At 64.0% G+C, this 26,467-nt stretch carries 29 protein-coding genes; 11 read left to right on the forward strand and 18 right to left on the reverse strand.

Translation table 11 applies throughout. From position 1 onward, the window contains the following. Nucleotide 1: 1 nt before the first annotated feature. Nucleotides 2-403: a low molecular weight phosphatase family protein gene (locus K1X59_RS01700; RefSeq protein WP_183151625.1), complete on the reverse strand. Its 402-nt coding sequence runs from the start codon at nucleotides 401-403 to the stop codon at nucleotides 2-4. 126 nt (nucleotides 404-529) lie between these two features. Here K1X59_RS01700 and trxB point away from each other — a divergent pair, with 126 nt between their 5' ends. Genes trxB through K1X59_RS01725 form a run of 5 tightly spaced genes read left to right on the forward strand, consistent with a single transcriptional unit; the run spans nucleotide 530 to nucleotide 4,349 of the window. Beyond that, nucleotides 530-1,507: a thioredoxin-disulfide reductase gene (gene trxB / locus K1X59_RS01705; protein WP_183151626.1), complete on the forward strand. Its 978-nt coding sequence runs from the start codon at nucleotides 530-532 to the stop codon at nucleotides 1,505-1,507. Beyond that, entirely contained in the window at nucleotides 1,504-1,830 is a 327-nt protein-coding gene (gene trxA / locus K1X59_RS01710) for a thioredoxin (RefSeq protein ID WP_183151627.1), read from the forward strand. Before trxB ends, trxA begins: the two co-directional genes overlap by 4 nt. Further along, nucleotides 1,827-2,921 carry an ACR3 family arsenite efflux transporter gene (arsB, locus tag K1X59_RS01715; RefSeq protein ID WP_183151628.1) on the forward strand — a complete coding sequence of 365 codons (1,095 nt, stop codon included), beginning with the start codon at nucleotides 1,827-1,829 and terminating at the stop codon, nucleotides 2,919-2,921. The genes trxA and arsB overlap by 4 nt, the downstream gene beginning before the upstream one ends. A 2-nt stretch (nucleotides 2,922-2,923) precedes the next feature. After that, nucleotides 2,924-3,916, forward strand: a complete 993-nt coding sequence (locus tag K1X59_RS01720; RefSeq protein WP_029264079.1) for a metalloregulator ArsR/SmtB family transcription factor — start codon at nucleotides 2,924-2,926, stop codon at nucleotides 3,914-3,916. 25 nt (nucleotides 3,917-3,941) lie between these two features. Then, the gene (locus K1X59_RS01725; protein ID WP_183151629.1) at nucleotides 3,942-4,349 is read left to right on the forward strand and encodes an arsenate reductase ArsC; all 408 of its coding nucleotides are present in this window, start codon (nucleotides 3,942-3,944) and stop codon (nucleotides 4,347-4,349) included. Between the two features lie 185 nt (nucleotides 4,350-4,534). Here K1X59_RS01725 and K1X59_RS01730 read toward each other — a convergent pair whose 3' ends face one another. The 14 genes from K1X59_RS01730 to K1X59_RS01795 all read right to left on the reverse strand — a co-directional run bounded on the left by K1X59_RS01730 (nucleotide 4,535) and on the right by K1X59_RS01795 (nucleotide 18,683). Further along, nucleotides 4,535-6,862, reverse strand: coding sequence for a zinc-ribbon domain-containing protein (locus tag K1X59_RS01730; protein WP_183151630.1), 2,328 nt, complete (start codon nucleotides 6,860-6,862; stop codon nucleotides 4,535-4,537). Next, on the reverse strand, nucleotides 6,859-7,902 hold the full coding sequence (locus K1X59_RS01735; RefSeq protein WP_183151631.1) for a TniB family NTP-binding protein: 1,044 nt from the start codon (nucleotides 7,900-7,902) through the stop codon (nucleotides 6,859-6,861). The genes K1X59_RS01730 and K1X59_RS01735 overlap by 4 nt, the downstream gene beginning before the upstream one ends. After that, complete coding sequence (locus K1X59_RS01740; RefSeq protein WP_183151632.1) at nucleotides 7,899-9,935, reverse strand: Mu transposase C-terminal domain-containing protein; 2,037 nt, start codon at nucleotides 9,933-9,935, stop codon at nucleotides 7,899-7,901. The genes K1X59_RS01735 and K1X59_RS01740 overlap by 4 nt, the downstream gene beginning before the upstream one ends. After that, a complete protein-coding gene (locus K1X59_RS01745) occupies nucleotides 9,925-10,752 on the reverse strand; it encodes a TnsA-like heteromeric transposase endonuclease subunit (protein ID WP_210274224.1) in 828 nt (275 codons plus the stop codon). Before K1X59_RS01745 ends, K1X59_RS01740 begins: the two co-directional genes overlap by 11 nt. A 575-nt stretch (nucleotides 10,753-11,327) precedes the next feature. Next, nucleotides 11,328-11,534: a hypothetical protein gene (locus K1X59_RS01750; RefSeq protein ID WP_017201940.1), complete on the reverse strand. Its 207-nt coding sequence runs from the start codon at nucleotides 11,532-11,534 to the stop codon at nucleotides 11,328-11,330. Between the two features lie 189 nt (nucleotides 11,535-11,723). After that, the gene (locus K1X59_RS01755) at nucleotides 11,724-11,888 is read right to left on the reverse strand and encodes a hypothetical protein (RefSeq protein ID WP_157547053.1); all 165 of its coding nucleotides are present in this window, start codon (nucleotides 11,886-11,888) and stop codon (nucleotides 11,724-11,726) included. Beyond that, the gene (locus K1X59_RS01760; RefSeq protein ID WP_029264083.1) at nucleotides 11,885-12,694 is read right to left on the reverse strand and encodes an RNA polymerase sigma factor; all 810 of its coding nucleotides are present in this window, start codon (nucleotides 12,692-12,694) and stop codon (nucleotides 11,885-11,887) included. The genes K1X59_RS01755 and K1X59_RS01760 overlap by 4 nt, the downstream gene beginning before the upstream one ends. Before the next feature lie 324 nt (nucleotides 12,695-13,018). Further along, on the reverse strand, nucleotides 13,019-13,273 hold the full coding sequence (locus K1X59_RS01765) for a hypothetical protein (protein WP_081859903.1): 255 nt from the start codon (nucleotides 13,271-13,273) through the stop codon (nucleotides 13,019-13,021). Between the two features lie 420 nt (nucleotides 13,274-13,693). Further along, complete coding sequence (locus K1X59_RS01770) at nucleotides 13,694-14,470, reverse strand: F510_1955 family glycosylhydrolase (protein ID WP_244632319.1); 777 nt, start codon at nucleotides 14,468-14,470, stop codon at nucleotides 13,694-13,696. 212 nt (nucleotides 14,471-14,682) lie between these two features. Then, nucleotides 14,683-15,279, reverse strand: coding sequence for a DUF305 domain-containing protein (locus K1X59_RS01775; RefSeq protein WP_026049681.1), 597 nt, complete (start codon nucleotides 15,277-15,279; stop codon nucleotides 14,683-14,685). Nucleotides 15,280-15,365: 86 nt separating this feature from the next. Beyond that, on the reverse strand, nucleotides 15,366-15,803 hold the full coding sequence (locus K1X59_RS01780; protein WP_220173864.1) for a DUF6153 family protein: 438 nt from the start codon (nucleotides 15,801-15,803) through the stop codon (nucleotides 15,366-15,368). 50 nt (nucleotides 15,804-15,853) lie between these two features. Further along, nucleotides 15,854-17,992, reverse strand: a complete 2,139-nt coding sequence (locus K1X59_RS01785) for a heavy metal translocating P-type ATPase (RefSeq protein ID WP_183151635.1) — start codon at nucleotides 17,990-17,992, stop codon at nucleotides 15,854-15,856. 55 nt (nucleotides 17,993-18,047) lie between these two features. After that, nucleotides 18,048-18,371, reverse strand: a complete 324-nt coding sequence (locus K1X59_RS01790; RefSeq protein ID WP_060921756.1) for a heavy-metal-associated domain-containing protein — start codon at nucleotides 18,369-18,371, stop codon at nucleotides 18,048-18,050. A gap of 30 nt (nucleotides 18,372-18,401) precedes the next feature. Then, nucleotides 18,402-18,683 (reverse strand): metal-sensitive transcriptional regulator, encoded by a 282-nt coding sequence (locus K1X59_RS01795; protein ID WP_053095982.1) that lies wholly within the window; start codon nucleotides 18,681-18,683, stop codon nucleotides 18,402-18,404. A 215-nt stretch (nucleotides 18,684-18,898) separates the two neighbouring features. Here K1X59_RS01795 and K1X59_RS01800 point away from each other — a divergent pair, with 215 nt between their 5' ends. From K1X59_RS01800 to K1X59_RS01825, 6 genes are all read left to right on the forward strand, one after another. After that, entirely contained in the window at nucleotides 18,899-19,300 is a 402-nt protein-coding gene (locus K1X59_RS01800; RefSeq protein ID WP_082750002.1) for a four-helix bundle copper-binding protein, read from the forward strand. After that, on the forward strand, nucleotides 19,297-19,815 hold the full coding sequence (locus K1X59_RS01805) for a DUF305 domain-containing protein (RefSeq protein ID WP_200838872.1): 519 nt from the start codon (nucleotides 19,297-19,299) through the stop codon (nucleotides 19,813-19,815). Before K1X59_RS01800 ends, K1X59_RS01805 begins: the two co-directional genes overlap by 4 nt. Before the next feature lie 321 nt (nucleotides 19,816-20,136). Continuing rightward, the gene (locus tag K1X59_RS01810; RefSeq protein WP_036275916.1) at nucleotides 20,137-20,496 is read left to right on the forward strand and encodes a helix-turn-helix transcriptional regulator; all 360 of its coding nucleotides are present in this window, start codon (nucleotides 20,137-20,139) and stop codon (nucleotides 20,494-20,496) included. Then, complete coding sequence (locus K1X59_RS01815; RefSeq protein WP_197491836.1) at nucleotides 20,493-22,418, forward strand: cation-translocating P-type ATPase; 1,926 nt, start codon at nucleotides 20,493-20,495, stop codon at nucleotides 22,416-22,418. Before K1X59_RS01810 ends, K1X59_RS01815 begins: the two co-directional genes overlap by 4 nt. Further along, nucleotides 22,418-23,026, forward strand: coding sequence for a cadmium resistance transporter (locus K1X59_RS01820; protein WP_036275918.1), 609 nt, complete (start codon nucleotides 22,418-22,420; stop codon nucleotides 23,024-23,026). The genes K1X59_RS01815 and K1X59_RS01820 overlap by 1 nt, the downstream gene beginning before the upstream one ends. Beyond that, nucleotides 23,023-23,556, forward strand: a complete 534-nt coding sequence (locus K1X59_RS01825; RefSeq protein WP_029264099.1) for a signal peptidase II — start codon at nucleotides 23,023-23,025, stop codon at nucleotides 23,554-23,556. The genes K1X59_RS01820 and K1X59_RS01825 overlap by 4 nt, the downstream gene beginning before the upstream one ends. Nucleotides 23,557-23,784: 228 nt before the next feature. On the opposite strand, the gene K1X59_RS01830 is transcribed toward K1X59_RS01825, so the two are convergent. The 3 genes from K1X59_RS01830 to K1X59_RS01840 all read right to left on the reverse strand — a co-directional run bounded on the left by K1X59_RS01830 (nucleotide 23,785) and on the right by K1X59_RS01840 (nucleotide 26,461). Continuing rightward, a complete protein-coding gene (locus K1X59_RS01830) occupies nucleotides 23,785-24,096 on the reverse strand; it encodes a hypothetical protein (protein WP_029153956.1) in 312 nt (103 codons plus the stop codon). Between the two features lie 167 nt (nucleotides 24,097-24,263). Beyond that, nucleotides 24,264-25,073 (reverse strand): AAA family ATPase, encoded by an 810-nt coding sequence (locus tag K1X59_RS01835; protein WP_060921758.1) that lies wholly within the window; start codon nucleotides 25,071-25,073, stop codon nucleotides 24,264-24,266. Continuing rightward, nucleotides 25,073-26,461, reverse strand: coding sequence for a Mu transposase C-terminal domain-containing protein (locus K1X59_RS01840; RefSeq protein ID WP_183152732.1), 1,389 nt, complete (start codon nucleotides 26,459-26,461; stop codon nucleotides 25,073-25,075). Before K1X59_RS01840 ends, K1X59_RS01835 begins: the two co-directional genes overlap by 1 nt. Between the last annotated feature and the right edge of the window lie 6 nt (nucleotides 26,462-26,467).

Here is a 26,467-nt window from a genome sequence, read left to right on the forward strand (position 1 = left end):
CTTAGCTGACGAGCCGAGCCGCCAAACCACGCACCTTCGCGTCGATGGCGTCGCGGAGTTCGCGGACGCCGTCGGCCTCCCAGTTCGAGGGATCCGGAAATGACCACTCGACCAGCTCTCCGCGCACCGCGCCCGGCAGCGGGAGGCCCGGTTTCATCAAGACCACGACATCGGACGCGTTGAGATCATCCACTGTCACGGCCCGAGGCCTCGCCGCTGACGTGTCGATTCCGAGCTCGTGCAGCGATGCGGCGACGGCCGGGTTGATCGTCTCGGCTGGAGTGATTCCCGCACTCGTCGCGACAAGTCGCCCATCGCCGATGTGTCCGAGAAGATGAGCGCCCAGTTGGGAGCGCCCCGCATTGTGCTTGCATATGAACAGAACCGTCTTGGGGTGGGTCATCTGTGGTCCTCTGATCTCTTGACTGTCTCGAATGCTCCACCTGCATGATCTGTTCGCCAGGTGAAGAGCAAGTGAACTCCGGCAATAACAGTTGCATTCGGTATCGACAGATGTCAATATAGACACATGTCGATTCAAGAGGTTGAGCTGGTCATCATCGGGTCCGGGCCTGCGGGCTACACCGCCGCGGTCTACGCCGCGCGTGCAGGCCTTGCTCCTGTGGTCCTCGCCGGTTCTGTGACGGCGGGCGGCGCGCTGATGACCACGACCGAGGTCGAGAACTTCCCCGGTTTCGTCGACGGCGTGCAGGGGCCCGACCTGATGGAGTCGATGCGCGCTCAGGCTGAGCGCTTCGGTGCCCGAATCCTCCTTGACGACGCCGTCCGCGTCGACCTCGACGGGACCATCAAAACGGTCGAGACCGGAGCAGGGGAGACCTTCCTCGCCCGTGCCGTCATCCTCACAATGGGCTCTGCCTATCGCAAACTCGGCTTGCCGGACGAGGATCGACTCACCGGTCACGGCGTCTCCTGGTGCGCCACCTGTGACGGCTTCTTCTTCCGTGAGCAGGAGATCGTCGTCGTCGGCGGCGGAGACTCCGCGATGGAAGAAGCACTGTTCCTCACCCGCTTCGCGTCGAAGGTCACCGTCGTGCACCGCCGCGACGAGTTCCGGGCCTCGAAGATCATGGCGCAGCGCGTGCTCGACCATCCCAAGATCGAGGTCGCCTGGAACAGCGAGGTCGCCGGCCTCGTGGGCGCCGAGAAGGTCGAAGCCGTAACGCTCCGCGATACCGTCACAGGTGCCGAGCGGACGATCTCGGCCACGGGAGTCTTCGTCGCCATCGGCCATGACCCGCGCTCCGAGATCGTCACCGGCCTCGTAGACACGGATGCTGACGGCTATGTGCTCGTCGAGCACCCCTCCACCCGCACGAACCTCGCGGGAGTCTTCGCCGCGGGCGACCTGGTCGACCACACCTACCGTCAGGCGATCACCGCCGCAGGCACCGGATGCGCCGCAGCACAAGACGCCCAGCACTACCTCGCGGCGCTGGACGAGACCGCATCGGTACCGACCGAGACCGAGGAGGTCTTCGCATGAGCGCGCCCATCACCGTCACCGATGCCACCTTCCAGGCCGAGGTCATCGACTCCGAGATCCCCGTCGTCGTCGACATCTGGGCCACCTGGTGCGGGCCGTGCAAGCAGGTCGCACCCCTCTTGGATCAGCTCGCCGCCGAGTACGACGGCCGTGTGAAGATCGTCAAGCTCGACGCCGACCAGAACCCTGAGACGGTGACCGCAGTCGGTGTCACGTCCATTCCCACCCTCGGGTTCTACACGGGAGGCGCGCGCGTCGACACACTCATCGGCGCCCACCCGAAGCCCATCATCGCCACGAAGATGGAGGCTCTCCTCGCATGAGCACCGCCACCGCACCTACCACCGTCCCGACCACCACGCGCCGTCTGTCGACCCTCGACCGGTGGTTGCCGCTCTGGATCGGTCTCGCCATGGTCGGCGGCATCGTCATCGGCCGCTTCATCCCCGGCGTCTCCGGTCTCCTGGCCGATCTTGAGGTCGGTGGAATCTCGATTCCCATCGCCCTCGGCTTGCTGGTGATGATGTACCCGGTTCTCGCTAAGGTCCGTTACGACAAGGTCGCCGCGGTCACCGGAGACAAGAAGCTGCTCATCTCCTCCCTGGTGCTCAACTGGCTCGTCGGACCGGCGCTCATGTTCGTTCTTGCGTGGGCCCTCCTCCCGGACCTGCCTGAGTATCGAACCGGGCTCATCATCGTCGGTCTTGCCCGCTGCATCGCCATGGTCGTCATCTGGAATGACCTCGCCTGTGGCGACCGCGAGGCTGCGGCAGTGCTCGTCGCCATCAATTCGGTGTTCCAGGTCTTCGCCTTCTCGCTGCTCGGCTGGTTCTACCTGACGGTTCTGCCCGGCTGGCTCGGCCTCGACTCCCAAGGCCTGGAGATCTCGGTCTGGCAGATCGCGCTCAACGTGCTGATCTTCCTCGGCATACCCCTCGTCGCCGGATTCGCCTCCCGCTTCATCGGGGAGCGCACGAAGGGACGCGACTGGTACGAAGACCGCTACCTCCCGAAGATCGGCCCCTGGGCCCTCTACGGTCTCCTCTTCACCATCGTGCTGTTGTTCGCGCTCCAGGGCGAACAGGTCACGAGCCGCCCCTGGGACGTCGCTCGGATCGCCCTCCCACTGCTGGCGTACTTCGGGATCATGTGGTTTATCGGCCTCTTCACCGGCAAGGCACTGGGTCTCGGATACGCACGCTCGTCGACGCTGGCATTCACCGCAGCGGGCAACAACTTCGAGCTCGCCATCGCCGTCGCCATCGGCACATTCGGCGCGACATCCGGCCAGGCCCTCGCCGGAGTCGTCGGCCCGCTCATCGAAGTCCCTGTTCTCGTCGGACTGGTCTATGTCTCTCTCTGGGCAGCCCGACGCTGGTTCCACACCGATCCATTCACCGCTGAAAGGATGTAGACATGAACGCCGTGCTGACCACCCAGGGCGACACCTGCAGTCCTGTCGCCAGCCACGCCATAGGCGTCGATGCGGCCACCTCGGTCGCCTCTACTCTGAAGGCGCTGTCGGATCCGCTCCGTCTTCGAATGCTGTCTGCCATCGCATCCGACCCTCGAGGGGAGTCGTGCGTCTGCGATCTCGCCGAGCTCGCCGAGGTTTCCCAGCCGACGGTCTCTCATCATCTGAAGGTGCTCAAGGACGTCGATGTCCTCACCTCGGAGCGGCGTGGAACCTGGGTCTGGTATCGGATCAACCCGAACCTGCGCAGCGCCGTCACGGCCCTGCTGGAATCCTTCGCGCCCGCGACGCTCGCACCGTGGAGTGTCTCTGACGGCCGCGATGAGCCGCGGCCCGACTTCGACGCGCGGGTGACCCATCTCGCAGATGAACTCGCAGCAGAAGTCCCCGAGCTCGACCCCAATGTCGTGCTCACCATCGTCCGCGAGTCCTACACCGCCCTCGCCCGCACCGCGCGAGTCACCTCAGCACTCGTGCCACTGACCGAACGCTTCGCACGTCAGCGACTCGCCGACCTCACACGGGACCGCGACTCTGCTGTGCCCCAGGTGCTCTTCGTCTGTGTCGCCAACGCGGGGCGTTCGCAGCTCGCCGCCGCGCTCGTCAACAAGATGGCGGGCGGCAAGGTCGTGGCTCGCTCGGCAGGATCGGCTCCTGCCGACGTCATCCATCCTCACGTCCGGTCGATTCTCGCCGAGATCGAAGGTGACGCTGCCGTCGAGCGCTTTCCGAAGCCGCTCACCGATGATGCCGTCCGTGCGGCGGACGTCGTCATCACGATGGGCTGCGGAGATGTCTGCCCGATCATCCCCGGCGTCCGTTACGACGACTGGGCAGTCGGCGATCCTGCTCTCGCATCGCGTGACGGTGTCGAAGCCATCCGTGACGACATCGCCGGCCGCGTGCGCGCGCTCGTCGAAGACCTTCTCCCTTGACCAACCCCTCGCACCAGGAGCAACCATGACTGACACGACCACCAAGCCCTCCGTTCTCTTCGTCTGCGTCCACAACGCCGGACGCTCGCAGATGGCCGCCGGATTCCTCCGCGACATCGCCGGCGACCGCATTGAGGTCCGCTCCGCCGGCTCCATGCCCGCCGACCAGATCAACTCGACTGCCGTCGAAGCGATGAATGAACTCGGGATCGACATCACCGCCGAGCAGCCCAAGATCCTGACGACCGAGGCCGTGCAGGCATCCGATGTCGTCATCACGATGGGATGCGGTGACGCCTGCCCGTTCTTCCCCGGCAAGCGCTACGAGGACTGGAAGCTCGACGACCCGGCCGGCCAGGGCATCGACGCCGTGCGTCCCATCCGTGACGACATCAAGGCGCGAATCGAGCAGCTGGTGAGCGAACTCGTCTAACGAGGGGAATGTGCTCGCCGATCCGGGATGCTTTCGTCAGTGATCGAATCGGGAGCTCGAGTCTCTCGATCACTCCCGATTCGCTCGTGTCAGCGTCAGCGCCAAACAGAGAGCTAGCGCTGGATGCGAGGAGGACTCAGCGCCACGAGTAAAACCCCAGACGAGGTTCGCATCGGGTCCTGTTACTACTTGCGACATTCGGGGCAGTGGGCGTGAGGTCTGCGGGTTCTGGTCTGAATCTTGGACGGCCACGAATATCCGCACGCACAGATCCACATGACTTTTCGACCCGACCCGACGGTGACCTCGGTAGGAGAGAGGGCGTTCGCTGGGTCCCATTGCTTGGCGAGGTCGGGGCGCAGAGTCGCAAGGTCGTTCTCGCCAGGGATGGGCAGCTTTCCTGCGCAGTAGGGGCAGCCGTGGCCGCACGTCCGATTCTTGACTGTCGCCGGCCACGAGTGGTTGCGGTGGCAGATCCATGACACTTTCACGTGGGAGGAGACTGTGACCTGATTCGGTGAGCAGTCGTTGCTGGGGTCCCATTGTGCGGCGATATCCGGTCGGCGTGTCGCGAGGTCAGTGGCTCCCGGGATGGCGACCCGTCCGGAGCATGAGGGGCACCCGGAGCCTGCGTGTCGGTTGGCGACTGTCGCTGGCCACGTGTGATTCTCAGCGCAGCGCCACTGGGCTTCATAGGAGCTACTAACGGTCACTTCGGAGGGTGTTCGGTCGTTCGCCCCCGCTTCATGGTCCCACTCCGAAGCCAGACGAGGGTCGAGGGTTCCCAAGTCGTTGAATCCCGCGAGGACGACCCGATTCGCGCACACGGGGCATCCCGTCTTGTCCGTCGTGCGACCCCAGACGGGAAGCTCCCACGTGTGGCTCAGCGCGCAACGCCATACCGCAGGGTAATCCGAACCCGCGGTGACCTCTCGCGGAGTCTTGGAGTTCGAGGGGTCCCACTGGCCGGCGAGTCGAGGGTGGGTGGTGGCCAGGTCATTGAAACCGGCGAGGGTGCGTTGATTTGAACAGTACGGGCACCCGTATCCCGAGCAACGGTCGCCGACGGCCGCGTCCCAGCTGTGGTCGCAGGGGCCGCGCCACCAGACGACACGGTCCGATCCGGGGGTGACTGTCTCCGGAGTGATGGAGCTGTCGTTGCGTTCGCAATCCCACTCTGCTGCAAGGCCCGGGTGAAGTGTGGCTAAGTCTGTTTCACCCGGTATCGCCCGGCTACCGCTGCAGTAGGGGCAGCTGGTTTCTTGCGTGGTGCGGGAACGCACCTGGGCGGGCCAGGTGTGCTCTCGAGCAGTACACCTCCAGTTGATTCTCCGGGCAGAGGTGACGCTGACGTGATGGGGGTCCCCGCGGTTGGCTCCTGAGGTGGTGTCCCATTCCGCGGCGATGTCTGGCCGCAGGGTGCCAAGGTCGGTGTGTCCAGGCCAGAAGTCCATGCCGATGCAGTACGAGCAGTTTGTCTCGGCAAAGCCTCGCACGTGGGGGCTTGCTTCCCAGGAGTGCCCCTCCTCGCACAACCACCAGGCTTTGTGGGAGACATCTACTCCCGACCAGGGGTCGCGGGTGGGCGGGTTGCGATCCCAGTCCCATTCGGAGATGGCTTTCGGGTGGCGGAGGATCCACAGCGGGTAGTTGGCGGTGGTGTCGAGGATGCGGGGGACGTCGACAGTGTCGAGGGCAGCTTCCAGGGGGCGGAACTTCGTGGGGATGGTGTGGCGGCGGAGGGGGCGGAGCCAGAGAATCACCCGTTCGACGAGGACGTCGCTGTTGGTGAAGCCCAACGTTGCCTTGATGTCGAGCCGTAGATCTGCCGCCGACTGAGTGCGCCATCGTGCGCAGTGCGAATGATTGGACAAGATCTGCAGAACGCGCACCGTCGCGCGGTACAGATGTGCGCGGCGATCGATCTCGCGTACCGCGCTCATCAAAGACGGACTCTGCCCGGTCTCTGCGTTCTGGGCGGAGAGCGTGTCGTTGTCGCGCACCATGGCCCACACCTGACCGTGCATTTGCGTGGTGACCTGACCAGTAGCGACGAGTCGACGGAAGGAGAGTTCCGCGTTCCGAAGAGAGGGATCGAAGGGAACGATCACCTGGGTATCGGTTTCGGTTCCGGGACCGAACCACACCATCTGCCCCGGGTGTCGGAGACAGAAGTTCTCCCGATCGTGGGGAATCTGCTCGATCGTCTCCCCGGCACTGCATAGGCGGCACAGGAAGCGCTGCGGGTAGGCCCGTGTGGAGTCCGGTTGCGCTAGACGTTTCATGCGGAGGTAATGACCGGCTGGGCGCCCCGCCGTCGCCTCGACCGTCCGAGCGGCCGCTTCGTCGTCGATCCAGACGCGGTGGATGTTCGGTTGCGCTCGGTTGGTCAGTGCCCTCTCGGCGAAGTCGAACGGCACTCCTGCGGCGCGGCATTGCCGCTGCGCGTAGGAGCGTGGCGTCTCAAGATGATGCCACTTGGGTCGTTTCGCCCACGCCTGCGTGCTGATCATGCGGCGTCAACCAAGTCGTCCAGGGTGACGTTGTGTTTGTTGAGCGTGGTGCGCCGGAGAGTATCGAGAACCCCGAAGAGTCGCTGGCGGGTTACGGTCTCAGAGGTGCGCGATTCGTCTCGCAAGATGGACGCGACGAGGCGGTCCACAATCATCGCGAGTACGGCGAGCTGCCCGTCGGCGGCGTGGACTAGCGTGCCGGCGTTGCGGGTGAGAAGGCCGTGGGAGTGCCCGCATAGTGGTAGGAAGCTGTCGAAGGTGGCGACCCATTTGATCCATTGTTCGAAGTCCTCTTTGACGTCCGGGTCGATCTTGTCGAGTGTGACGAAGTCGCAGCGTGCGCTGACTTGCAGGCCGTCGCCCGTCTTGAATGCTTGGTCGAGACTGATTCCAACCAGGACGACGGTCGCACAGGACTCGTTCTGGAGGGCTTTGATGACACTGGAGGGTTCAGTCCCGCCGAGCTTGTGCGCTTCGTCGATCAAGAGCAGCTTCGTGCCGTGACGGTGGAGGGCTTCGACGGCAAGCTTCCGCAGCCTGTCGGTGGCGATTTGTTTGGGGAGAACGATGGTGGGGGCGAGAAACTCCACGATCTGGGCAAGGAGAGCTTTCCCGGTCGAGTGTTCGGTCATCTCCACCCAGACGACCGGTGCGTCTCCGTCTCTGAGGTAGTCGGGGTGTTGGGCTGCGTGTCTGCGTTCTACGGATCGAGCCAACAGGAGAGCGAGCTCTGTCTTGCCGGAGAACATCGGCGCGGATATCATCAGCCCGCGCCGCGAGTTCTTTAGCCGAGGGTTGATCCGGATGAGGTCCTCCAGAATGCGAGCGCAGACCGCTTGCTCGCGTGTCTTCACCCTCAGTGTCAGTCGGAGAAAGTCTTCGCGAGCTTGGTCGTATAGTTCTCGTGCTTCACTGTCCAGATTTGTGTACTGCCGGAAGGTGATCTTCGGCGGGGATGCGGGCTCGGCGTCGAATGCTTCTCGAAGCCCTGCAAGGCTGGTCTTGCGGTCATGGCGGAGGACGAGCGGGGTGATCTTCATGAATCAAGCTCCTCTGCTTGCGCGAGATGTATGTCGGGGGATGTCCAATCGATGCTGGTGATGTCGACGGGTTTGGCCCATTGCCGTAGTGGGATCGGTGTCGTTGTCGAGGGGCCTGGTTCACGTTGCGCTTCGACCTTGAGGCGCTGTTGCTCTCGTTTGTGCTGGGTACGTTTCCGTTTGTCTCCTCGTTCGCGACTTTCGACGTGGTCGATCCACTCGCGGCGGCGGTCGGGATCGTCGATTGCGGCGTCGGGGTATCGGGCAAGGAGTTTCATGTCGATCTCGGCGACCATCGGTGCTGTCTTCTCCCGCAGAGCGATGTCCCAGCACTCGATCCACACACCGGTTTCTGGGTGACGCACCCAGACGGCATTGGCGTTGTAGGGGTCGAAGCTCACTGGGAATTTCCTGGCTTTCGCGGATCCCGGTTCAGCGCCCGTGAGGGAGCGATTGCGGAGATCTTCCAGGTGGGGTGAGTCGTAGCGGCGATTGTGGAGTTCGATCCCTGCACGACCGATCATGCGCCGTTCCGTGGGCAAGAGCGCGAGGTACTCCTCAACTCCGAAAGGCACCGGGACGCCGGGTCCTACAGCGAACAGTTCGGTGTACATCTGATTCGGGGTGAAGATGCGCCCTGGGGAGCTCGTCGACTTCAAGCCACGGTGAGGCCTGTTCAGGTAGATGTTCGTTATCCAGCTGTCGAGGATGAGGCGAAGCGAATCCAGGGTGAGGGTGGGGTCGTCTTTGGCGGCCCGATGGGCGACGGAGTTCCCCACGAAACCGGCCAGCCATGCGGCGAAGTCTGTCGAGAGGGTGCCGAAGTTGCGCTCTACGTGTGGCTTTACCGTCGGCGTTCTGGAGGGGGCAAGTTCCCTGTGGATTCCGTACGCACTGCAGGCATCTCTGAACGTGCGGGACCGAAAATCTGCTCCGCCGTCGATAGTGATCGATCGCGGGAAGATCCACGGGAGGGCCAGAGAATCGTCGGTGAGGTAGGGGTTCACCTGCTTCATCAGGTCAGAAGGCAACGTGGCTGATCCCGCGAGGGTGGCTGCTCCCGAACCAGGTACGGCTTTGCGCCCGATGACAGCCCGGGCGAGCAGGAGTGCATGGTCGAATCCGCCAGGGCTGTCCGCGTGAATCGCCCAAGCGAGCGGTACCCGGCTTGCGACATCGAGAAGCACGGTGAGCGTCGGCCGGAACTCACTGTTCTCATCCCAGACGAGAACGTCGAGTTTCGTTGAATCGATCTCGCATCGCTCCCCAAGTTGATAGGCAGCCCCGGAGTAGTACTGACGCTTGGGGCTGTTATCGGTGTTTCGCCGGGTGGTCGCTTTGTCGAAGCTGTAACGGCCGGCCGCCCGCTCGTTGATGTAACCCTGGAGGGTGCGAGCCTTGATCTCGCATAGAGGATCGCCCGGGTAAGTGGTCTCGAGCTCTCGCCTCACCAAGACAGCGCACCGGCGTTTGCTGCTCGTCGACTTGTCCGTTTGGCGATCGAGGAATCGATCGATGATCGTCACCAGCCGTGCATCTGCCCGGCTGATGGAGAGTCGCTGCTCGCCCTTGCGATGCATGCGGGCATTCAGCCCGGCTGCACCGTCTTGCTGGTACGTCTTCCACAGGAGGTGAAAGGTGCTGCGCGCTCGCCCAAGTGACGTGCCTTTTAGCTCGAGCAGCTTCGCGTCAACGCGTGCGTTCTGAGTTGTCAGCGCAGGGTCGTATTGTGCCCGAGAAGCGGAGGCCAACGGATCCATCGGCCTGCCCGTGAACGCCTCAAGGAGATGGGCTTCCATATCGCATACGTCGGTCGGCCATGCATCCCCGTCCGGTCGAAGAGATACGCTGCGATCCCGTTGGGCTGTTCCGGCCTGGAGCAGGAACTCGTCTACGGACATGATCAGGTGTCGATCGGGCGCGTGTTCAGAGCGGAGCTTCACCTCCAGGCCAGGAATGATGTGGACCCAGACCCAGCTCTCGCCGTCAATCTCGAAAGAGTCTCCGAGCTTCAGTTTGCGTTCATCGGACACTGATCGCGTCCGTTCTCTCCCGATGTGCGGTAGTCAGTAGCGTGTTGCTATTGAATACGGACGACAAGTCGAGCGCGAGAAGTCTGCGCCAGGCGAGGTTGTCAACCCATGCGCACGCTAGAAGCGGGCAATCTGGAGACGCCAGCTCACACAACTCCCGGCGTGTTTTGCCCTGAGTAGCTGCGTCGAGGATCTTGTCCTCGATGTCCGCCGACGGCCTGCAACGGTCATGACGCGACGCCGACAACCATTCGACCACGCGAGTCGCATGGACGCTGTGACCGGCGAGCACCTCGTAGTGCCAGCCGAGCGTTGCCGACAGCCGTGCGGTTTCATCGAACTGCAGTTGCACGGACTCGTCGATGCGTTCCTTCGGCTTCACATCTCGGACGGCGTAGGAGCCGTCCGACATCTGCAACAAGAAATCCGGCACGTGCCAATGACCGGCCATCGGTGAGCGGACGCCGAACACCACGCCAAACGGCTGCGACCACACCCTTTCGACCTGTCCGGCAAAATCGAGCCACATCAACTCGTCGCGCTCGAACTGAGACTCACACCACACGTGGCTGCGGGTGCGACTCCAGAAGTACTCAGATCCTGTGAAGAAGTGGCTGGCGCCCTTCGATACTCGAACCTTCATGGGGTCGATGACAGACCAATCCAAACGGCCGAGACTTCGGTCGACCGGTGCGAACGAGGTGTTGTTCGCATAGCCAGTCTCCGAACGATGATCACGCGGCACCCAGTGCAGCTCCGACTCTTTCGAGAACCGTCGACGAGCGATCATCCGTGCGATCTCAGCTGGCTTCATCATCACTCCCGGAGGGAGGCGGAGTGCCGGTAGGCACATCTTCGTCGCCTGCGCCCAGGATCAGCCCGGTCGGCTTCGACGGGCTTCCGACACACCGGCGCGGACCGGATATCGTTCGATCTGATCTCGAGTGGCCCGACGTGAAGCGAGAACCGCATCGTTGGTCGCCCGATGTCACTCGGGACTCCACCGGCTTCCGTCGCAAGGTCTAGGCAACGCAAGGCCAGACTTGAACGAACGAGGGGAAAGCTCCCCCACTAGCCTTCGGGTGAACAGTACTCGCCGCCGGCTTCCGGTGAACATTGCCGGCTCCGGCGCTGCGGCAGACATTGAGATGCCGGTCGGCGTTGCCGTCCCGGGCGCTCACGCCTTGGCGTCCGCGGAGACCGTTGCGGACCCCGACCTCGTGAGACTGACCATCCCGCTCCCCCAGTGCAGGACCCGTCCCGCACGAGATGCTCGACGGGAACCTCGTCATCGACAAGGTGAACTACTGACCGCCACCGACGGGGTTCTGGAGGCCCTCGACTTACACAACGAGGGCCTGCACGTGTGCACGTGCAGGCCCTCAGGTTCGATTAGACGCGCTGGCTGATCGTGCCGCCCGGGTTGCGGTTGGCGGTCGATTCGGTGACGAACCGGCCCGACGACGCGGAGCGGTGCACCGTGGTCGAGTTGCTCGTGCCGGAACCGACACGTTCGGTGGTGGTCTTTCCGGGCCAGCGGGCCGCAGCGGCCTTGGAGACGAAACGACCGGTGGATGCAGAGCGACGAACGGTTCCCATGGGAACTCCTTCACTGATTGGTGCCGGGGTGCCATGAGATGGAGCGCCGCTAGTCTGCGGCTGCCAACTCCGGTACAGTCAGTGCTCTGGATGAGACCTGACCTTCTCAGGGCTTGTGAGCCGTCCCGTTACCGCGGGGCGGCTCTTTTCCGTTGTGATCCCGACATCTCGGTATATGTCCGCCGCTGGTCACTTCCCCTCGCGGCCTCTCAACTGCTTCGATTGAGTCTTGCCCGTCATCGATCGCGAGACGAGCGACTGCGCTTTGTTGGCGGAAACGGTTCGGCGTGCCGCCTTCGCGTTCTGGGTCCCGAAGGACGAGCGCTCGATCTTGCCTCGAAATTCACTGCTCATGCGGACTCCCGGTTCTGTCGTACTTGCTGACGTGCGCGCGCGATCGCCGACTCCACCGCTTTCGCGGTCATGCCAAGCTTCTCGCCGATCTCCGCGTGCGTGAAGCCATGCGTCACGTTCAGATAAAAGGCTGAGCGGACACGCTCGTCCTTGATGCTCCCGAATGCACGACGCAGCTCGTCCTTGATGTGCGCCGCCTCGCTCGCGTCGGGAGCAGCCGACGTCGACGGACCCTCCTCGAAGTCGTCGGCCCAGGCCGCTGCGGGCGGCGGAGCCTGCGGCTCCGCATATGAACGCAGCTCTTCTCGACGCCAACGCTTGTAGACGTTGCTGAACTGCAGAAGGCACTGGCCCACGAAGAACGTGCGCAGGGAAGCTCCCTTGGCGGGGTCCCACTTGCCCGGGACGAGCACCTTGTCTCGGAACGCGGTGAGGGCGAGCACGATCGTCTCATCCGCCAGGCTCTCGGCCTCTTCGATCATCGAGCCCGGGCGGGGCTCAGGCTCCAGTGCGCCGAAGCCTTTTCGCTTCACCTCGCCACGAATCTGCCCTTTGTAGATCCACCCGCGGATGACAGCCCACCCGTACTTCGCGATCTCATTCGCGAACAGATCGTAGTTCCGGCCACGGTATCCGCTGGCCTGGAGTGCGGTCGCGAGTTCGCGGTCTCCAGCGAGCCGGTCGAAACGTTCCTCGGCGCGATCGCGGTCTGCCTCGGCCAGCCAGGCCTGATCCGTTGCCCACGCGATGAGAGTAGGAACGCCATCGGGGGACGAATGCCCTTCGGGCTCGTCGTTACCGGTCATAGCGTTCCCTCACGATCCTGGTCAGCTCATAGTCACCACGATCCCTCATATGTCCGACATTGCAGACTTCCCCTCGCCTCTCGCAAGAAAATGTTGAGCAACCTCACGGTTCGGTGCCGCCCGCCGTACACGATCGTTTGCGGCGTGGTTTCGCATTCGGTTCTACTGGTGGTGCCGCAAGCGAGGCCTCGGACCCATCTCCGCTTTCCAAAATCTCCCGCTGAAGACGCGAGTGAGCACAGCAGGAGGGAGCGTGCAGCAGACGACCCGCCGAAAACGATCGTTTCCGGCGAGTTCGCGTCGCCCGTCATCGTGCGCCCGCCGTTAACGTTCGCCGGTATCTGCTTTCGGCAGACGTTTCCGGCGTTCAGGTAGCGGGTCTCGCTCGTCGTCCGCCGATGCGAGTTGGCGAGGATGGTTTCGTTCCGCGCGGAGTTGTTGCTCGATCTTGGCGTGTGCTTTTCGTTCGTTGCGGTCGGCTCTGATGATGGACCGCAGGACGAACCAGAATGCTGCGACGACGGCGATCGTGGGGATGACGGACCAAAAGGCGTTGGTCCAGTAGTCATTGAGATTCATCCGCGCCTCCCGGGGGTTCACGCAGCACGAGCGCCAGTCCGACGATCGCGAGGATGAACGCTGTTTCGTAGCTTCCGAGCGTGTATGCCCAGAGTGACCGTTGGTCTGGAACGGTTGTGTCGATGAGGAGATGAGTTGCGATCAGTGCGACGGCGGCCAGGAGAAGGAAGGCCCCGATACGTACGAGGCGATCGTGACGCCGCTGTGGGGACATGTGGCTGGTGCGCGTGGGAACGTGTGCTCGTGGACGGTGCCGAGCTGGGTGCAGGTGGCGGGTCATCTGAATATGGCTCCGATGAGGTAGAAGCTCGCAAGGGCGAGAAGCAGGGCGAGGACTGTGGCGCACGCGATGAAGACGGATATGCGTCGGAAGGGATTGCGGCGGGGGACCATGGGTGGCCGTTCTGGTGGTGGCGTTCTCTACCGGGCGGGGGCGAGGATGGTTGTGTCGTCGGCTGTGATCTGGACGATGCCGCGGTCGTCGACAACGATGAAGCGTTCGTCATCGATCGCGGTGAAGGCCTGAGCGGCCCCTTGAAGCGCGTCGAGGCGTTGCCATGTTCCTTCGGTGTTCTGTGACCAGAGGGCACCGTCGGTTCCGACTCCTGCGAGCGAGCCATTGGGTTTGGCGTCGAGTGTGTAGAGCAGCGGGGCGTCGGCGACGGGGGTGAAGGTGGCGCCGTTGTCGGTGCTGAGGAGCAGTCCTTCTTCCGCGGCGGCGTAGAGACCGTCGCCGGTGGCGGCGAGGTCTGCCGCGGCAAGTGTTGCGCCGCGGGTCCATTCGAGACCGTCGTCAGTGCTGATGAGCAGATCGACGCCATCGGAGGCGATCCCGTAGAGAGTGCCGTCTGGTCCGGCGGTGAGGACATGGAAGTCCGTACTGCCAGTGAGGGCGATCGGTGACCACGATTCGCCGAAGTCGTCACTACGAATGACACCTAGGTTCGGGGAGCCGAGCTCTGCGGGTGTCTGTGTGCCCGGGTGACCGGATGCGAAGAGGGCGTCGTCGAGGACGGTAAAGCCCATCGCATCGAAATCGTGGCCTCCGATGGGACCGGCGATCGCACCTTCAGGATTGAGGGTGAAGAGTCCTCCGTGGGTGGCTATGAAGAGGTCCTCACCGCGGGGGTCAGCGGCAACACCGTGAATGTGTTGGATAACGGGGGGGACCGCGTTGGTGCCGGAGGCCTGCGGCACGGCGCAGCCGGTGAGGGCGACGGCTGCGAGAGCGATCGCGAAAGCGGGTAGGGGCGAGTGGCGGTTCATGAGACTCCGACGTGAAGAAATGCATGCAGGTGCGCGAGCGGTACGCGAATGAGAGTCGCGACATGGCACCAGCGCGGTGGCGTGGGTTACTGCGAGAAGGCCAGTTCGGGGGTGCGGGCGAGCGCCGCACCCCCGAAGGTAGATCAGAGTGTGTCGAGGAGGTCTTTCATCGTGGCGATCTCCGTGGTCTGTGCCTCGATGATCGTCTCGGCCAGGGCGACCGCGTCACTGTTCTGGCCGTTGTCGACTTCGTCTTGGGCCATTTCGACGGCACCCTGGTGGTGCTCGATCATCTGCTCGAGGAACAGACGGCTGGCGTCCGCCCCGGTGGCATCTTCGAGGGCCTGCATGTCGTCGTCGGACATCATGCCGCCGCCGTGGTCCATGCCTTCCATGTTGGAGGTATCAGCGCCCCACTCTTCGAGCCACTGCTCCATCTTCTGGATTTCGGGGCCCTGCGCTGCCTTGATCTCTTCCGCGAGGGCGGCGACGCGCTCGTTGACGCCGTCCTTGCTGAGGAGCATGTCAGACATCTCGATGGCCTGAGCGTGGTGCTCCTTCATCATGCTGGCGAACATGATGTCGGCGTCATTGGCGTCCGCCGACGCCGGGGCGGAGCTGCTGCTCTCGTGATTCATGCCGGGCATATCGCCTCCGCCGGAGGTGTTTCCAGCGCAGCCGGCAAGGGCGAGCACAGCAGTGAGAGTGAGTGCGGCGGTCGCCGCAAAACGGGTCTTCATGATGGTTCTCTCCAAGAGTCGATGATGGTGCCCAGCGAGACAGGCTGGGCGAGGGGGCGTTGCCCATAGAACGGGCATGCCAGCCATCAGGTGCGACTGATGCAGAGAACGGTGAGAGACGGCGGCCGCAGCGGGTACAGCGCGCCGCGAAGCGCAAAACGTGAAAGGAGCGGACCAGGGGTTTCGGTGAGTGAGCGCCACCAGGCGGGCGGCCGGGTGACCAGCACTACGGCGATGAGGAGCGCGAGAACGCAGGCCATCCACGACATGCCGTGATCGTCAGAGCACGTCGCACAGCCCGTCTCATCCATCGCTGCAGCTTCGCCTGAGGCGTGTGCGGGGTGAGCGTCGGCATGCGCGGGTGCGACCGCGATGGTTTCGCTGTGCCCGGAGGGCATGGTGTGCGTGTTCATCGAGTGCATCGCCAGAAGCCCGAAGATCACGGAAAAGGCGACGGCGACGACGGTCAGGAGGGTGCGGGTGAGGGTGCGCTGGTCTCGCACGCGCCGTGCGATCGTCGTCAACACTGTCCCACCTCCCTTTCTTCCAGGGTACGTCGCCGCCGCCCGTGCGCCTACTTGTCGACGACGGCGTCCGGGCTGAGGTTCAGCCGTCGCAGCAACTGCGCATTCAGCGCGACAACGATCGTGGATAGTGACATCAACACTGCACCGACCGACATCGGCAACACGAACCCGACGGGGGCGAGCGCACCGGCAGCCAACGGCACCGAGAGAAGGTTGTACCCGGCGGCCCACCAGAGGTTCTGTTTCATCTTCCGGTAACTGGCCCGCGACAGCTCAATCACGGAGATCACCGATCGGGGGTCGTCGCTGGCGAGGATGACACCTGCGGAGGCGATCGCAACGTCCGTTCCTGCACCGATCGCAATCCCTACGTCTGCCTGGGCGAGGGCGGGGGCGTCGTTCACGCCGTCACCGACCATCCCGACCTTGCGGCCTTCGTTTTGCAGTTCTTTCACCTTGGAGGCTTTGTCCTCCGGACGGACCCCGGCGAAGTACCGGTCGATACCCAGCTCGCCGGCGACGGACGCGGCGACCGCGTCAGCGTCACCGGTGATCATGACCACCTGCACGCCGCGCTCGTGAAGCGCAACGACCGCGTGACGCGACTCGGAGCGGATTTCATCCGCGAGGCGCAGCGCGCCCGTCACCTGACCGTCGACGAGCACGTGGAGGATGATCGCACCCTCACCGCGCCACTCGTCGGCAACCGGCAGCTCGGCGGCGTGTTCTTGCTCGAGCATGTACGGGCCGCCGACCTGCACGACGTGTCCGTCGACACGGGCACGCACCCCCACGGCGGGGGAGGATTCAAAATCGGTCGATCGCGGAACGGTGAGGTTCTTCTCTTTCGCTGCGTTGACGATCGCACGGGCGAGGGGGTGCTCGGAGTCCGCTTCCGCGGCCGCCGCCCACGCGAGCAGCTGATCGGCGTCGGCCCCTGTGACGGGATCGATCGCGGTCACGGCGGGGGTGCCCGTGGTGAGCGTGCCGGTCTTGTCGAACAGGATCGTGTCGACGGTGCGCATGCTCTCCAGGGCGAGACGATCCTTGATCAGCACACCTCCACGGGCGGCGCGTTCGGTCGCTATCGACACGACCAGTGGGATCGCGAGACCCAGCGCGTGCGGGCAGGCGATGACCAGCACGGTGATGGTGCGGATCACGGCTGCCTCGGGCTGGCCGACGAGAGTCCACACAATCGCGGTGATCGCGGCAGCGCCGAGCGCGAACCAGAACAGCCACCCCGCTGCCTTATCCGCGAGTCGTTGCGCCCGCGACGATGAACTCTGCGCCTCCGTGACCAGTTTCTGGATGCCCGCGAGTGCGGTGTCTTCACCAATGGCGGTGATCTCTACCCGCACCCCGGAATCGGTGGCTACGGTTCCAGCGATTACCGGGTCACCATCGCTGCGGCGCACCGGCCGAGACTCTCCGGTGATCATCGACTCGTCCATGCTGGCCGAACCCTGCACGATCCGCCCATCCGCGGGGACCCGCCCGCCCGGACGCACCACCACCACGTCTCCGACCTGCAGATCAGCCGGTGCGACGGTGACAGTGGTGTCTCCATCGACCTTCTCCGCCTCGTCGGGCAGCAATGCGGCGAGGGAATCCAACGCCGACGTCGTCTGGGCGAGGGAACGCATCTCGATCCAGTGGCCGAGCAGCATGATCACGATCAGCAGCGCCAGCTCCCACCAGAAATCCAGCTCGTGGTGCAGCAGCCCGATGCTCGCCCCCCAGGAGGCGAGGAACGCCACGGTGATCGCGAGGGCGATCAGCAGCATCATCCCCGGTTTGCGGGCACGAAGTTCACCGACCGCACCGGTCAGGAACGGGGCACCGCCCCACACGTACATCACCGTTCCGAGAGCCGGTGACACCCACGCGACCCACGCCGCGTCCGGCAGCGGGTACCCCAGGATCATCGAGAACATCGTCGAGAATCCGACCACCGGCACGGCGAGGAGCAGCATGATCCAGAACAGGCGCCGGAACTGCCCCACATGATCCCCGTGGCCGCCATGCCCGCCGTGACCGGCGTGATCTTCGTGGCCGCCGTGCCCGGTGTCTTCGTGCGGTGCAGCGTGATCGTGGCTCATCGCCCCATGGTCGTGCTCCGTCGTTGCCGCCGCCGTGTGGTTGCGGTGCGCGGTGTGATCGGTGTGTTCGTCGTGCTGGCTCATCGGAGACTCCTTGCTCAGGTGCGCCCGGGGTAAGCCGGACGCCGACAGATGCAACTCAGGGCTGGCTGGTCGCGAGAGCGTAGCCGGCCTCCTCCACCGCAGCCTTCACAGCGGCGGGGTCAACCGGGGCGGTGCTGCGGATGGTCACCCGGGAGGTGCCACCCGCGTTGAGATCCACGGTGACGGACTCGACACCGTCGACAGCGCCCAGCTCCTCACTGACGCTCGATGCGCAATGCGAGCATGTCATCCCGTCGACGAGCACCTCCGATGTGACCGCAGAATCGTCGTGGACGGCTGTCTCTGTGTTCGATGGGGCAGCGCAGCATGCGCAACCAGCGTTCGCATCCGTCAGTCCCAGCTCGATGCGATCAGTCATGGTGTTCTCCTTTACTAAACAGACGTGTGGTCATGAACGAACCAGGCGGGCGATGGCTTCGTTGGCCTCACGAACCTTCTCCGCTGCGAAGTCGCCACCCTCAGCACTTGCCTGAGCGACGCAGTGACTCAGATGATCGCTCAGCAACGACAACGCCACCGTCTCCAGGGCCTTCGTCGCCGCAGAGACCTGCGTAAGGATGTCGATGCAGTACTTGTCCTCATCAACCATCCGGGAGATCCCCCGCACCTGGCCTTCGACGCGATTCAACCGCTTGCGCAGGTCGTCCTTGCTTCCGTCGTACCCGTTCATGCCTCGAGCATACCCCCTGGGGGTATCTAACTCAATGTTTTCGCTTCTATTCCCGCTAGGCGAACGTGGTCGCCGACTCTGTTCAGCTCACAGGCTGATCTGCGCAGCGCGGCGGCTTATCAATACCGGGTTACCAGACCCCAGCGGGGTATTCAAGGGCCTCAGTGCGCGGGCGATGCGAGCGTACTTTCGTGGCTCACGAAAGGAGTTCTCTCATGACCGTCACCGAAGAAATGCTCAGCACGTATCCGAAAGATCTGGGCGGAATTGATCAGAAGAAGCTCGTCGACTGCATCGACGCGTGTCTCGCGTGCGCGCAAGCCTGCACCGCATGTGCCGACGCTTGCCTCAGCGAGGACATGGTTGCTGACCTAATCAAGTGCATTCGCGCGAACCAGGACTGTGCAGACCTTTGCGTAACCACCACCCGGATCCTCTCCCGTCGCACCGGGCACGACGCCAGCGTCACCCGTGCCGCGCTCGAAGCTTGCCGAGCGGCGTGCCTGAGCTGTGCTAACGAGTGTGAACAGCACACCATGCACGAACACTGCACGATCTGCGCTGAGGCATGCCGACGCTGCGAACAGGCGTGCGTTGCACTGCTGGAGTCGCTATGACAAGCCAGCACGCCGACAACGGTTCACGCCCGCCGGCCGGCCACTCCCAGGGGAAGAATCAGGGCGGGATGTCGAGCTACCTTAAGCTCGCCGTCTCGCTATCGCTCAGCTTCGTTGTGATGTACTTCCTCACGTTTGCGATGATCAACGTCCTGGACGATCTCTTCCTCAACATCAGCAACCTCTACATGGCACTGATGATGGTCTTCCCCATGGGCATCATCATGGTCATCGTCATGTGGAAGATGTTCCCGAACAAGGCCGCGAACATCAGCTTGCTCGTAGGTTTCGCCGCGCTTTTCCTTGTCGCCTTCTTCATGGGACGCTCGGAAGCGTTCGTCGGTAACGACCAGTTCCTCCGTTCCATGATCCCGCATCACTCTCGAGCGATTCTGGTGTGTGAGCAATCAGACATCAGCGACCCGGAGATCCAAGATCTCTGTGAGCAGATCATCTCGTCACAGCAGGAAGAGATCGACCAGATGAATGAGATTCTCGACCGTCTCGACGATTAGTGGGGCGTCGGCACCACCCTTGCGACGAGTGGACCGGCTACCGCGCTCATGACGAGCGGACCGGATCACCGCCGTCGACAGGGTCCGGGTCGACCAGGCAACCTTACGCCTCAGCCTTACGCGAGAGCTGCCGAAAACGATCGTTTGCGGCGCGGTGAGTGAAGGCACACCAGATCGAATGCCAGAAACGTGCGCCGTAAGCGGGTTTCGGTAGGCGTATTCGGTGGGGTGTGAGCCGGATGTACTTACACCCAGGCCCCAGAGATGTCGCCTGGGGTGAAGCCGTTCCAATAGGTCATCAATCACTGTATAGTTCAGTGTGTGCTGACTATTTCCTCACGCCTCGATGTCATGAACCGGCTCGGCCGGGCCATGGCCGATCCCACGCGTTCCCGAATCCTAATGTCTCTGCTCGGTGGACCGAGCTACCCGGCTGTGCTCTCTCGTGAGCTGGAGCTGACGCGTTCGAACGTGTCGAACCATCTCACCTGCCTGCGTGACTGCGGGATTGTCGTTGCCGAGCCGGAGGGTCGCCAGACTCGTTACGAGATCGCCGACCCGCATCTTACGGCTGCGCTCGTCGCGCTCGTGGACGTGACGCTGGCGGTCGATGAGCACGCGCCGTGCGTGGACTCTGCGTGCACGGTGGCTGGCTGCTGTGGGACGGGGGCGGACGCGTGAGCGCGGCGTGTGGCTGCGAGCACGAGCCTGCCCAGCCTGCCACTGCGGCGGAGGATGAGACCGAAGAGGTTGTGCGGCCCTGGTGGAGGGACCGTGGGATCATGGTGCCGGTCTTCTCCGGTGTCGCATTCCTGGCCGGTCTGATCCTTGAATGGTCCGGCCTCGAGATCCCGGCGCTGGTGTTGTTCTGGGCCGGTCTGCTCCTCGGTGCGTCGACGTTCACGCCCGGCGCGATCCGGAAACTGTTCAAGGGCAAGCTCGGTATCGGGCTGCTGATGACGATCAGCGCGATCGGCGCGGTCATCCTCGGCTACGTGGAGGAGGCTGCGGCTCTGGCGTTCTTGTACTCGATTGCTGAGGCGCTCGAGGACAAGGCGATGGACCGTGCCCGGGGCGGGCTGAGGGCGCTGCTGAAGCTCGTGCCGGAGACAGCGACCGTGCTGCAGAACGGCGTCTCTGCGCAGGTGCCCGCGAGAGAGCTGACGGTCGGCCAGGTCATGGTGGTCCGTCCCGGCGAGCGGATCGCAACCGACGGGATCGTCCGTTCTGGCCGCTCCAGCCTGGACACCTCGGCGATCACCGGGGAGTCGATCCCCGTCGAGGTCGAGCCCGGCGATGCGGTGTCGGCCGGTGCGATCAACAGCGCCGGCGCGCTGGAGGTCGAAACGACCGCTGCGGGCACCGACAACTCGCTCACCACGATCGTGGAGCTGGTCGAGAAGGCGCAGACCGAGAAGGGCGAGCGTGCACGTCTCGCGGACAGGATCGCCCGCCCGCTCGTACCCGGCGTTCTGATCCTCGCAGCGCTCGTCGCGATCATCGGGTCGCTGCTGGGCGATCCAGAGGTGTGGATCACCCGCGCGCTTGTCGTGCTGGTCGCCGCTTCTCCGTGTGCGCTGGCGATCTCGGTGCCGCTGACGGTCGTCGCCGCGATCGGCGCAGCAAGCAAGTTCGGCGTGATCATCAAGTCCGGCGCCGTCTTCGAGCGCTTCGGCACGGTCCGCCACGTCGCGGTCGACAAGACCGGCACCCTCACCCGCAACGAACCTGCGGTCACCGCGGTGCTCACTGCGAACGGCGTGACCGAGACACAGGCGCTGGCCTGGGCGGCCGCACTGGAGCAGCACAGCACGCATCCCCTTGCCTCTGCGATCACCGCCGCGGCCCCGGGCACACCGGCAGCTGCAGATGTGACCGAGCAGGCCGGGCACGGCATCGACGGCACTGTCGGCGGATCGAGAATCACCGTCGGCAGTCCTCGCTGGCTGGACGCGGGCGACCTCGGGAAGCAGGTCGCGGAGTTGGAGGAGCAGGGCATGACCGTCGTGATCGTCCACCGCGACGGAACCCCCGTCGCCGCGATCGGCGTCCGCGACGAACTGCGCCCTGAAGTCCCCGAGGTAGTCCGGACGCTCACCAACCAAGGCGTCGGCGTGACGATGCTCACCGGAGACAACGCCCGCACCGCTCGTGCACTGGCCGCGCAGGCCGGGATCAGCAACGTGCGCGCGGAACTGCGTCCCGAGGATAAGGCAACCGCGATCGGCGAGCTGTCAAAGGCGGGGCCGGTCGCGATGATCGGCGACGGAATCAACGACGCACCGGCCCTCGCTGGCGCAGACATCGGTATCGCGATGGGCGCCACCGGCTCCGACGCGGCAATCGAATCCGCCGACGTGGCCTTCACCGGCCATGATCTGCGCCTCATCCCGCGAGCGTTCGATCACGCCCGCCGCGGTCGACGGATCATCAACCAGAACATCATCCTGTCGCTGCTGATCATCACTGCACTGCTCCCGCTCGCGCTCTTCGGCGTCCTGGGGCTCGCGGCCGTCGTCCTGGTCCACGAGGTCGCGGAGGTCATCGTGATCCTCAACGGTCTGCGCGCCGCACGCACCCGCACGCCACGACTGGAAAGCTGATGCTCGCAACTATCGGTTCAGCGATCGGCCTGTTCGCGGCAACCAACATCGACGACATTGTCGTGCTCACCGTGCTGTTCCTGGCTTCCAGTCGAGGGAAGCCCCGGCCGTGGCAGATCGTCGCGGGCCAGTATCTCGGGTTCATCACCCTCGTCGTGATCAGCGTGATCGCCGCTCTCGGTCTCACCATCGTTCCGGACGAATGGGTCGGTTTCCTGGGTCTGATCCCGCTCGGCATCGGCATCTGGACGCTCATTCGCGGCCTGCGCCGTAACAGCGATGACGATGATGACGACTCCAAGATCACCGCGGTCGGACTATGGGGCGTCGCAGGGATCACGATCGCCAACGGGGCCGACAACATCTCCCTCTACACGCCGATCTTCCGCACCAGCGCCCCCAGCGACGTCGCGATCATGATCGTCGTATTCCTGATCCTCGTCGCGGTCTGGTGCGCGGCCGGCCGGCTGATCGGCACCAACAAGGCTGTTACCGAGGGGCTGGAGCGCGTCGAGCACTGGCTCGTACCGGCCGTGTTCATCGGCCTGGGCCTGTTCATCCTGATCGAATCTGGGGTCATCGTCCGTCTGATCGAGGTGCTCGCATGACCTCCTCCCAGTCAGAGGCTCATCCGCCCGCTGCGCGCAAGCTGTCGTCGACCCGGCGGCGGCAGCTCACTGGTGGAGCGCTCTTGATCGCCGTGGTCGTCGTGCTGATCGATCAGGGAACCAAGGTGTGGGCCGAAGCGACCCTCACCGACCGTGAGCGCATCCCGCTGATCGGTGACCTGCTGGGTTTGCAGCTCGCCTATAACCCCGGAGCGGCATTCTCCTTCGGGGAAGGCTTCACCTGGGTGTTCGCGCTGCTCGCTGTCGCCGCCACGGTCACAGCGATCGTGTTCGCGTTCCGAGTGCAACGCGTGAGATGGGCGATCGTCATCGGCGCGCTCGGCGGCGCTTCCGCCTCACACGCAGGCGACCGCCTTTTCCGGGACCCCGGATTCGCCCGTGGTCACGTCGTGGACTTCCTCGCCTACGGAAACTGGTTCATCGGCAACATCGCCGACATCGTAATCTTCGCCGCAGCGATCACCGGAGCAGTTTTCATGATCCGCGCCGGGGATGAGAGCACCGAGTGAGATCCGTTGTGCGGTGGTGGGACACCCATCAACTCGCCCTCTACATCGGCGCGATCGCCGTGGGCAGCCGTTGAGTGAGTTCACGCTTAGGCAGGCGGGCGGTCGCGATGTAGGCGCAGAGCCACCCACCAGCCGCATCGTCGACAGATGAAAGCGCGATCGTCTCCGAGTGCGTGCAGCTTCTTGCGTGGCAGATGTCGCCCGCAGCACGTGCACGCAACGTCCTCGTCAGTCGCCATGAGCGGAGAGCGCCTCTCGAATCTGTTCAACCGTTGGCATCCCGGCCAGCCCAGCAGGGGTGCTGTAAATACGGCAGGCGAGGTCATTGCTTCGCCCCGACCCCGGAAAGAGATCGTTGCCATCCAGGGTGATCGTGGGGGAGCCCGCGAACGAGACTGCGCCCGCGTCCTCCTCCGTCCGGATGAGTCGGTAGTGAACCTCCGATTCGTCGTGGCCTGTTTCTCGTAGCGCCTCAGAAACACGACGGCCAGCCTCAACCCAGCTGGGGCAACCGGCGATATAAAGCAGCTCAATCTCCACGACTCAATCATCCTCGACTTCGCTGTTGATGTCGTGCCCGGGCTACCACCGAAAACGATCGTTTGCGGCCGGGCACCCGTGGTGGTGCTGGGGAAGTGCGACACGCCGAGCGTCGCCCCTGTGGAGTTGATCGCTCGGTGGCGGTGTTCTGTGATCGCTTGGCGGCGTTAGTTGCCGATGACGAGGATGCTAGCTGCGGCTTCGATGACGTCGTCGGTGATGGTCTCAAGCCCGTTGATCTTCAGCACTCGGGCGATCTGAGGGAAGAGCCGTTCAAGGAGACGAAAGTTGCCACGGGTGATGCGTTCGATCGCAGCTATCGCCTGCGCGTCGGTGAAGTCCTCTGGGTCGAGTTGCTGTCCTAGGTGTTTCCAGTGGCGGTCGAGGACGAAGAGGAGTTCTTCTCGGCCGAGGGTTCGGTAGTGGTGGGAGAAGCCGAGTCGGCTGTAGAGCTGTGGGTAGTGGCGGAACCGTTGGTCGATGCCGGGCATGCCAATGAGGATCATAGAGAGGTGTTCACGGTCGTGGCGGTCGCGGAGCAGCTCGAGCGCAGTCGGTGTGAGCCTTTCGGCTTCGTCGATGATGAGCAGATCCACGAGGTGAGACATGCCGATCGGCGTGGTGGTCGGTTCGGTCTCACGCGAGCGGAGGTGTTCGTCGGCGCAGATCTCGACCTTTGCCTGCCAGCGGTCGATGTCGTGCATGAGATCTTTGGGTCTGCAGAGGACCTCGGGTGTGTAGAAGACAGTCCGGGATCGGTTGGCGAGGGCGTAGTGCTTGGCGTCGTGCTCGCCGCGAGGTCCCCACTTGTTGATGTAGGGCTCCAGAGCGTCCCAGTTTGCGTAGCGGCGGGCGGAGTTGGTCTTGCCGACGCCGGCGTCGCCGTGGCAGATGCCGATGGTTTTCTCTTTGCGGACGGCGTTCGCGAATTCGGTGAAGCGTCGGTGCTCTTTGGTGACGATGAATGGCTGGTTCATCACTCGTCCTCTTCGTAGGTGCGTAGCCGGCGGCGATGCGGAGGTGCCGCGACGTCGCGTGGCTCGTCGCGGGTGACGGCGGTGAGGATGCGGTCGTTGATGGTGTGTCGGAGTGCGCGGCGGCGGGCTCGGCGGGCGGTTTCGATGTCGCGGAGGCTGAGGCGGAGATTGGGGTGGGCTTCGTCGACGGCGATGCAGACGAATGTGTCGCGGTCGTACACGCGGATCTCGGAGATGTCGCGCGGGTCGTAGCGGATTGTGATCGTGTGCCCGACGAAGGGGGCGAGTGTCGGAGCGAGGTAGCGCTGGCCCTGGAAGTGAATGCCGTCGCGCTGCACGACCCGGTTCTTGGGGACCGTGAGCAGGAGGCCGTCGAGTTGTTCCAGACTGTCGGGCATTCGCGGAAGCCAGCCGTCCGCGACCCACGCGTCCCGAGGCGATACTCCGAGCTCCCGGTGCGGGCGTGCGTTGTACATCCCGATGAACCCGCCGATCGCCTGGTCGAGGGCGGCCAGATCTAGAGCGGGGTGAGGATTCCTGTCGCCTGGTCTGAGGTGCCCGGGGAGAGTGGAGAGAAGCTCTGTGTTGATGGTGCGGAAGAAGCGTTCGATCTTGCCGCGGCCTTGGGGCCGAGCCACGGTGGAGTGGATGATCCGGATGCGCAGCTCGATGGCGGTGCGTTCGAGGTGATGGCTGGTAAAGTCGGAGCCGTGGTCGACGTGGAGCACGTCGGGTATTCCACACATGGCCCACGCGGGGTCGGTCTTGCGCCAGATCGCCTGCCTGAGCGCGAGGGCCGTGTTCATCGCTGATGGTGCACCGGTGAAGACGGTGTATCCGCAGATCGCGCGTGAGTGGTCGTCGATCACGATCGTGAGCCAGGGTCGATCAGATTTGCCGCCTACGGCACTGGTGATGAGGATGTCGAGTTCGGTGTGATCGGCCTGCCAGATCTGGTTGGGCCCGTCGGCTCGGCGCCGGTATACGAGCTCGTATCGATCGCGATACGCAATGGGTCCATCCAACGCGAGCGTTACCAGTGCCGGGTCGAGGGACTGCACGATATCTCTGACAGTGGCGTAGCTGGGCACCGCCAGGCCTTGCCGCTCCGCTTCGGTACTCGCAAGGCGGTGCAGCGTCGCGATCGCTGGCCTCGGCCTGGTCAACGCGAGGTGCTCGATGAATCTGACCAATTCGCCCCCCGTGCGACGAATGCCGGCGTCGGCTCTCGGTTGAGGGTCGAGTGCAGTGATGCCGTGGTCTCGGTAGAGCTGGTGCCAGCGTTGGAGCGTGCGCAGGCCAATCCCGGTTTCTCGGGAGAGAGCGGTGAGAGGTATCTGGTCCTCGACGTGTAGTCGAAGAATTCGCCACCGCTCCCCGCCGCTCATCACATC

Source organism: Microbacterium sp. Se5.02b (assembly GCF_019464375.1).
Classification (GTDB): domain Bacteria; phylum Actinomycetota; class Actinomycetes; order Actinomycetales; family Microbacteriaceae; genus Microbacterium.

Excerpts from the sequence above, each read along its gene's own strand:
- K1X59_RS01800 (WP_082750002.1), top strand. The coding sequence starts at position 18,899 with ATGACCGTCACCGAAGAAATGCTCAGCACGTATCCGAAAGATCTGGGC.
- K1X59_RS01820 (WP_036275918.1), top strand. The coding sequence starts at position 22,418 with ATGCTCGCAACTATCGGTTCAGCGATCGGCCTGTTCGCGGCAACCAAC.
- K1X59_RS01725 (WP_183151629.1), top strand. The coding sequence starts at position 3,942 with ATGACTGACACGACCACCAAGCCCTCCGTTCTCTTCGTCTGCGTCCAC.
- K1X59_RS01755 (WP_157547053.1), bottom strand. The coding sequence starts at position 11,888 with ATGAGCAGTGAATTTCGAGGCAAGATCGAGCGCTCGTCCTTCGGGACC.
- K1X59_RS01790 (WP_060921756.1), bottom strand. The coding sequence starts at position 18,371 with ATGACTGATCGCATCGAGCTGGGACTGACGGATGCGAACGCTGGTTGC.
- K1X59_RS01730 (WP_183151630.1), bottom strand. The coding sequence starts at position 6,862 with ATGATCAGCACGCAGGCGTGGGCGAAACGACCCAAGTGGCATCATCTT.
- K1X59_RS01795 (WP_053095982.1), bottom strand. The coding sequence starts at position 18,683 with ATGAACGGGTACGACGGAAGCAAGGACGACCTGCGCAAGCGGTTGAAT.
- K1X59_RS01835 (WP_060921758.1), bottom strand. The coding sequence starts at position 25,073 with ATGAACCAGCCATTCATCGTCACCAAAGAGCACCGACGCTTCACCGAA.
- K1X59_RS01765 (WP_081859903.1), bottom strand. The coding sequence starts at position 13,273 with ATGAATCTCAATGACTACTGGACCAACGCCTTTTGGTCCGTCATCCCC.
- K1X59_RS01805 (WP_200838872.1), top strand. The coding sequence starts at position 19,297 with ATGACAAGCCAGCACGCCGACAACGGTTCACGCCCGCCGGCCGGCCAC.
- K1X59_RS01745 (WP_210274224.1), bottom strand. The coding sequence starts at position 10,752 with ATGATGAAGCCAGCTGAGATCGCACGGATGATCGCTCGTCGACGGTTC.
- K1X59_RS01700 (WP_183151625.1), bottom strand. The coding sequence starts at position 403 with ATGACCCACCCCAAGACGGTTCTGTTCATATGCAAGCACAATGCGGGG.
- trxA (WP_183151627.1), top strand. The coding sequence starts at position 1,504 with ATGAGCGCGCCCATCACCGTCACCGATGCCACCTTCCAGGCCGAGGTC.
- arsB (WP_183151628.1), top strand. The coding sequence starts at position 1,827 with ATGAGCACCGCCACCGCACCTACCACCGTCCCGACCACCACGCGCCGT.
- K1X59_RS01750 (WP_017201940.1), bottom strand. The coding sequence starts at position 11,534 with ATGGGAACCGTTCGTCGCTCTGCATCCACCGGTCGTTTCGTCTCCAAG.
- trxB (WP_183151626.1), top strand. The coding sequence starts at position 530 with ATGTCGATTCAAGAGGTTGAGCTGGTCATCATCGGGTCCGGGCCTGCG.
- K1X59_RS01735 (WP_183151631.1), bottom strand. The coding sequence starts at position 7,902 with ATGAAGATCACCCCGCTCGTCCTCCGCCATGACCGCAAGACCAGCCTT.
- K1X59_RS01760 (WP_029264083.1), bottom strand. The coding sequence starts at position 12,694 with ATGACCGGTAACGACGAGCCCGAAGGGCATTCGTCCCCCGATGGCGTT.
- K1X59_RS01785 (WP_183151635.1), bottom strand. The coding sequence starts at position 17,992 with ATGAGCCAGCACGACGAACACACCGATCACACCGCGCACCGCAACCAC.
- K1X59_RS01775 (WP_026049681.1), bottom strand. The coding sequence starts at position 15,279 with ATGAAGACCCGTTTTGCGGCGACCGCCGCACTCACTCTCACTGCTGTG.
- K1X59_RS01720 (WP_029264079.1), top strand. The coding sequence starts at position 2,924 with ATGAACGCCGTGCTGACCACCCAGGGCGACACCTGCAGTCCTGTCGCC.
- K1X59_RS01825 (WP_029264099.1), top strand. The coding sequence starts at position 23,023 with ATGACCTCCTCCCAGTCAGAGGCTCATCCGCCCGCTGCGCGCAAGCTG.
- K1X59_RS01840 (WP_183152732.1), bottom strand. The coding sequence starts at position 26,461 with ATGAGCGGCGGGGAGCGGTGGCGAATTCTTCGACTACACGTCGAGGAC.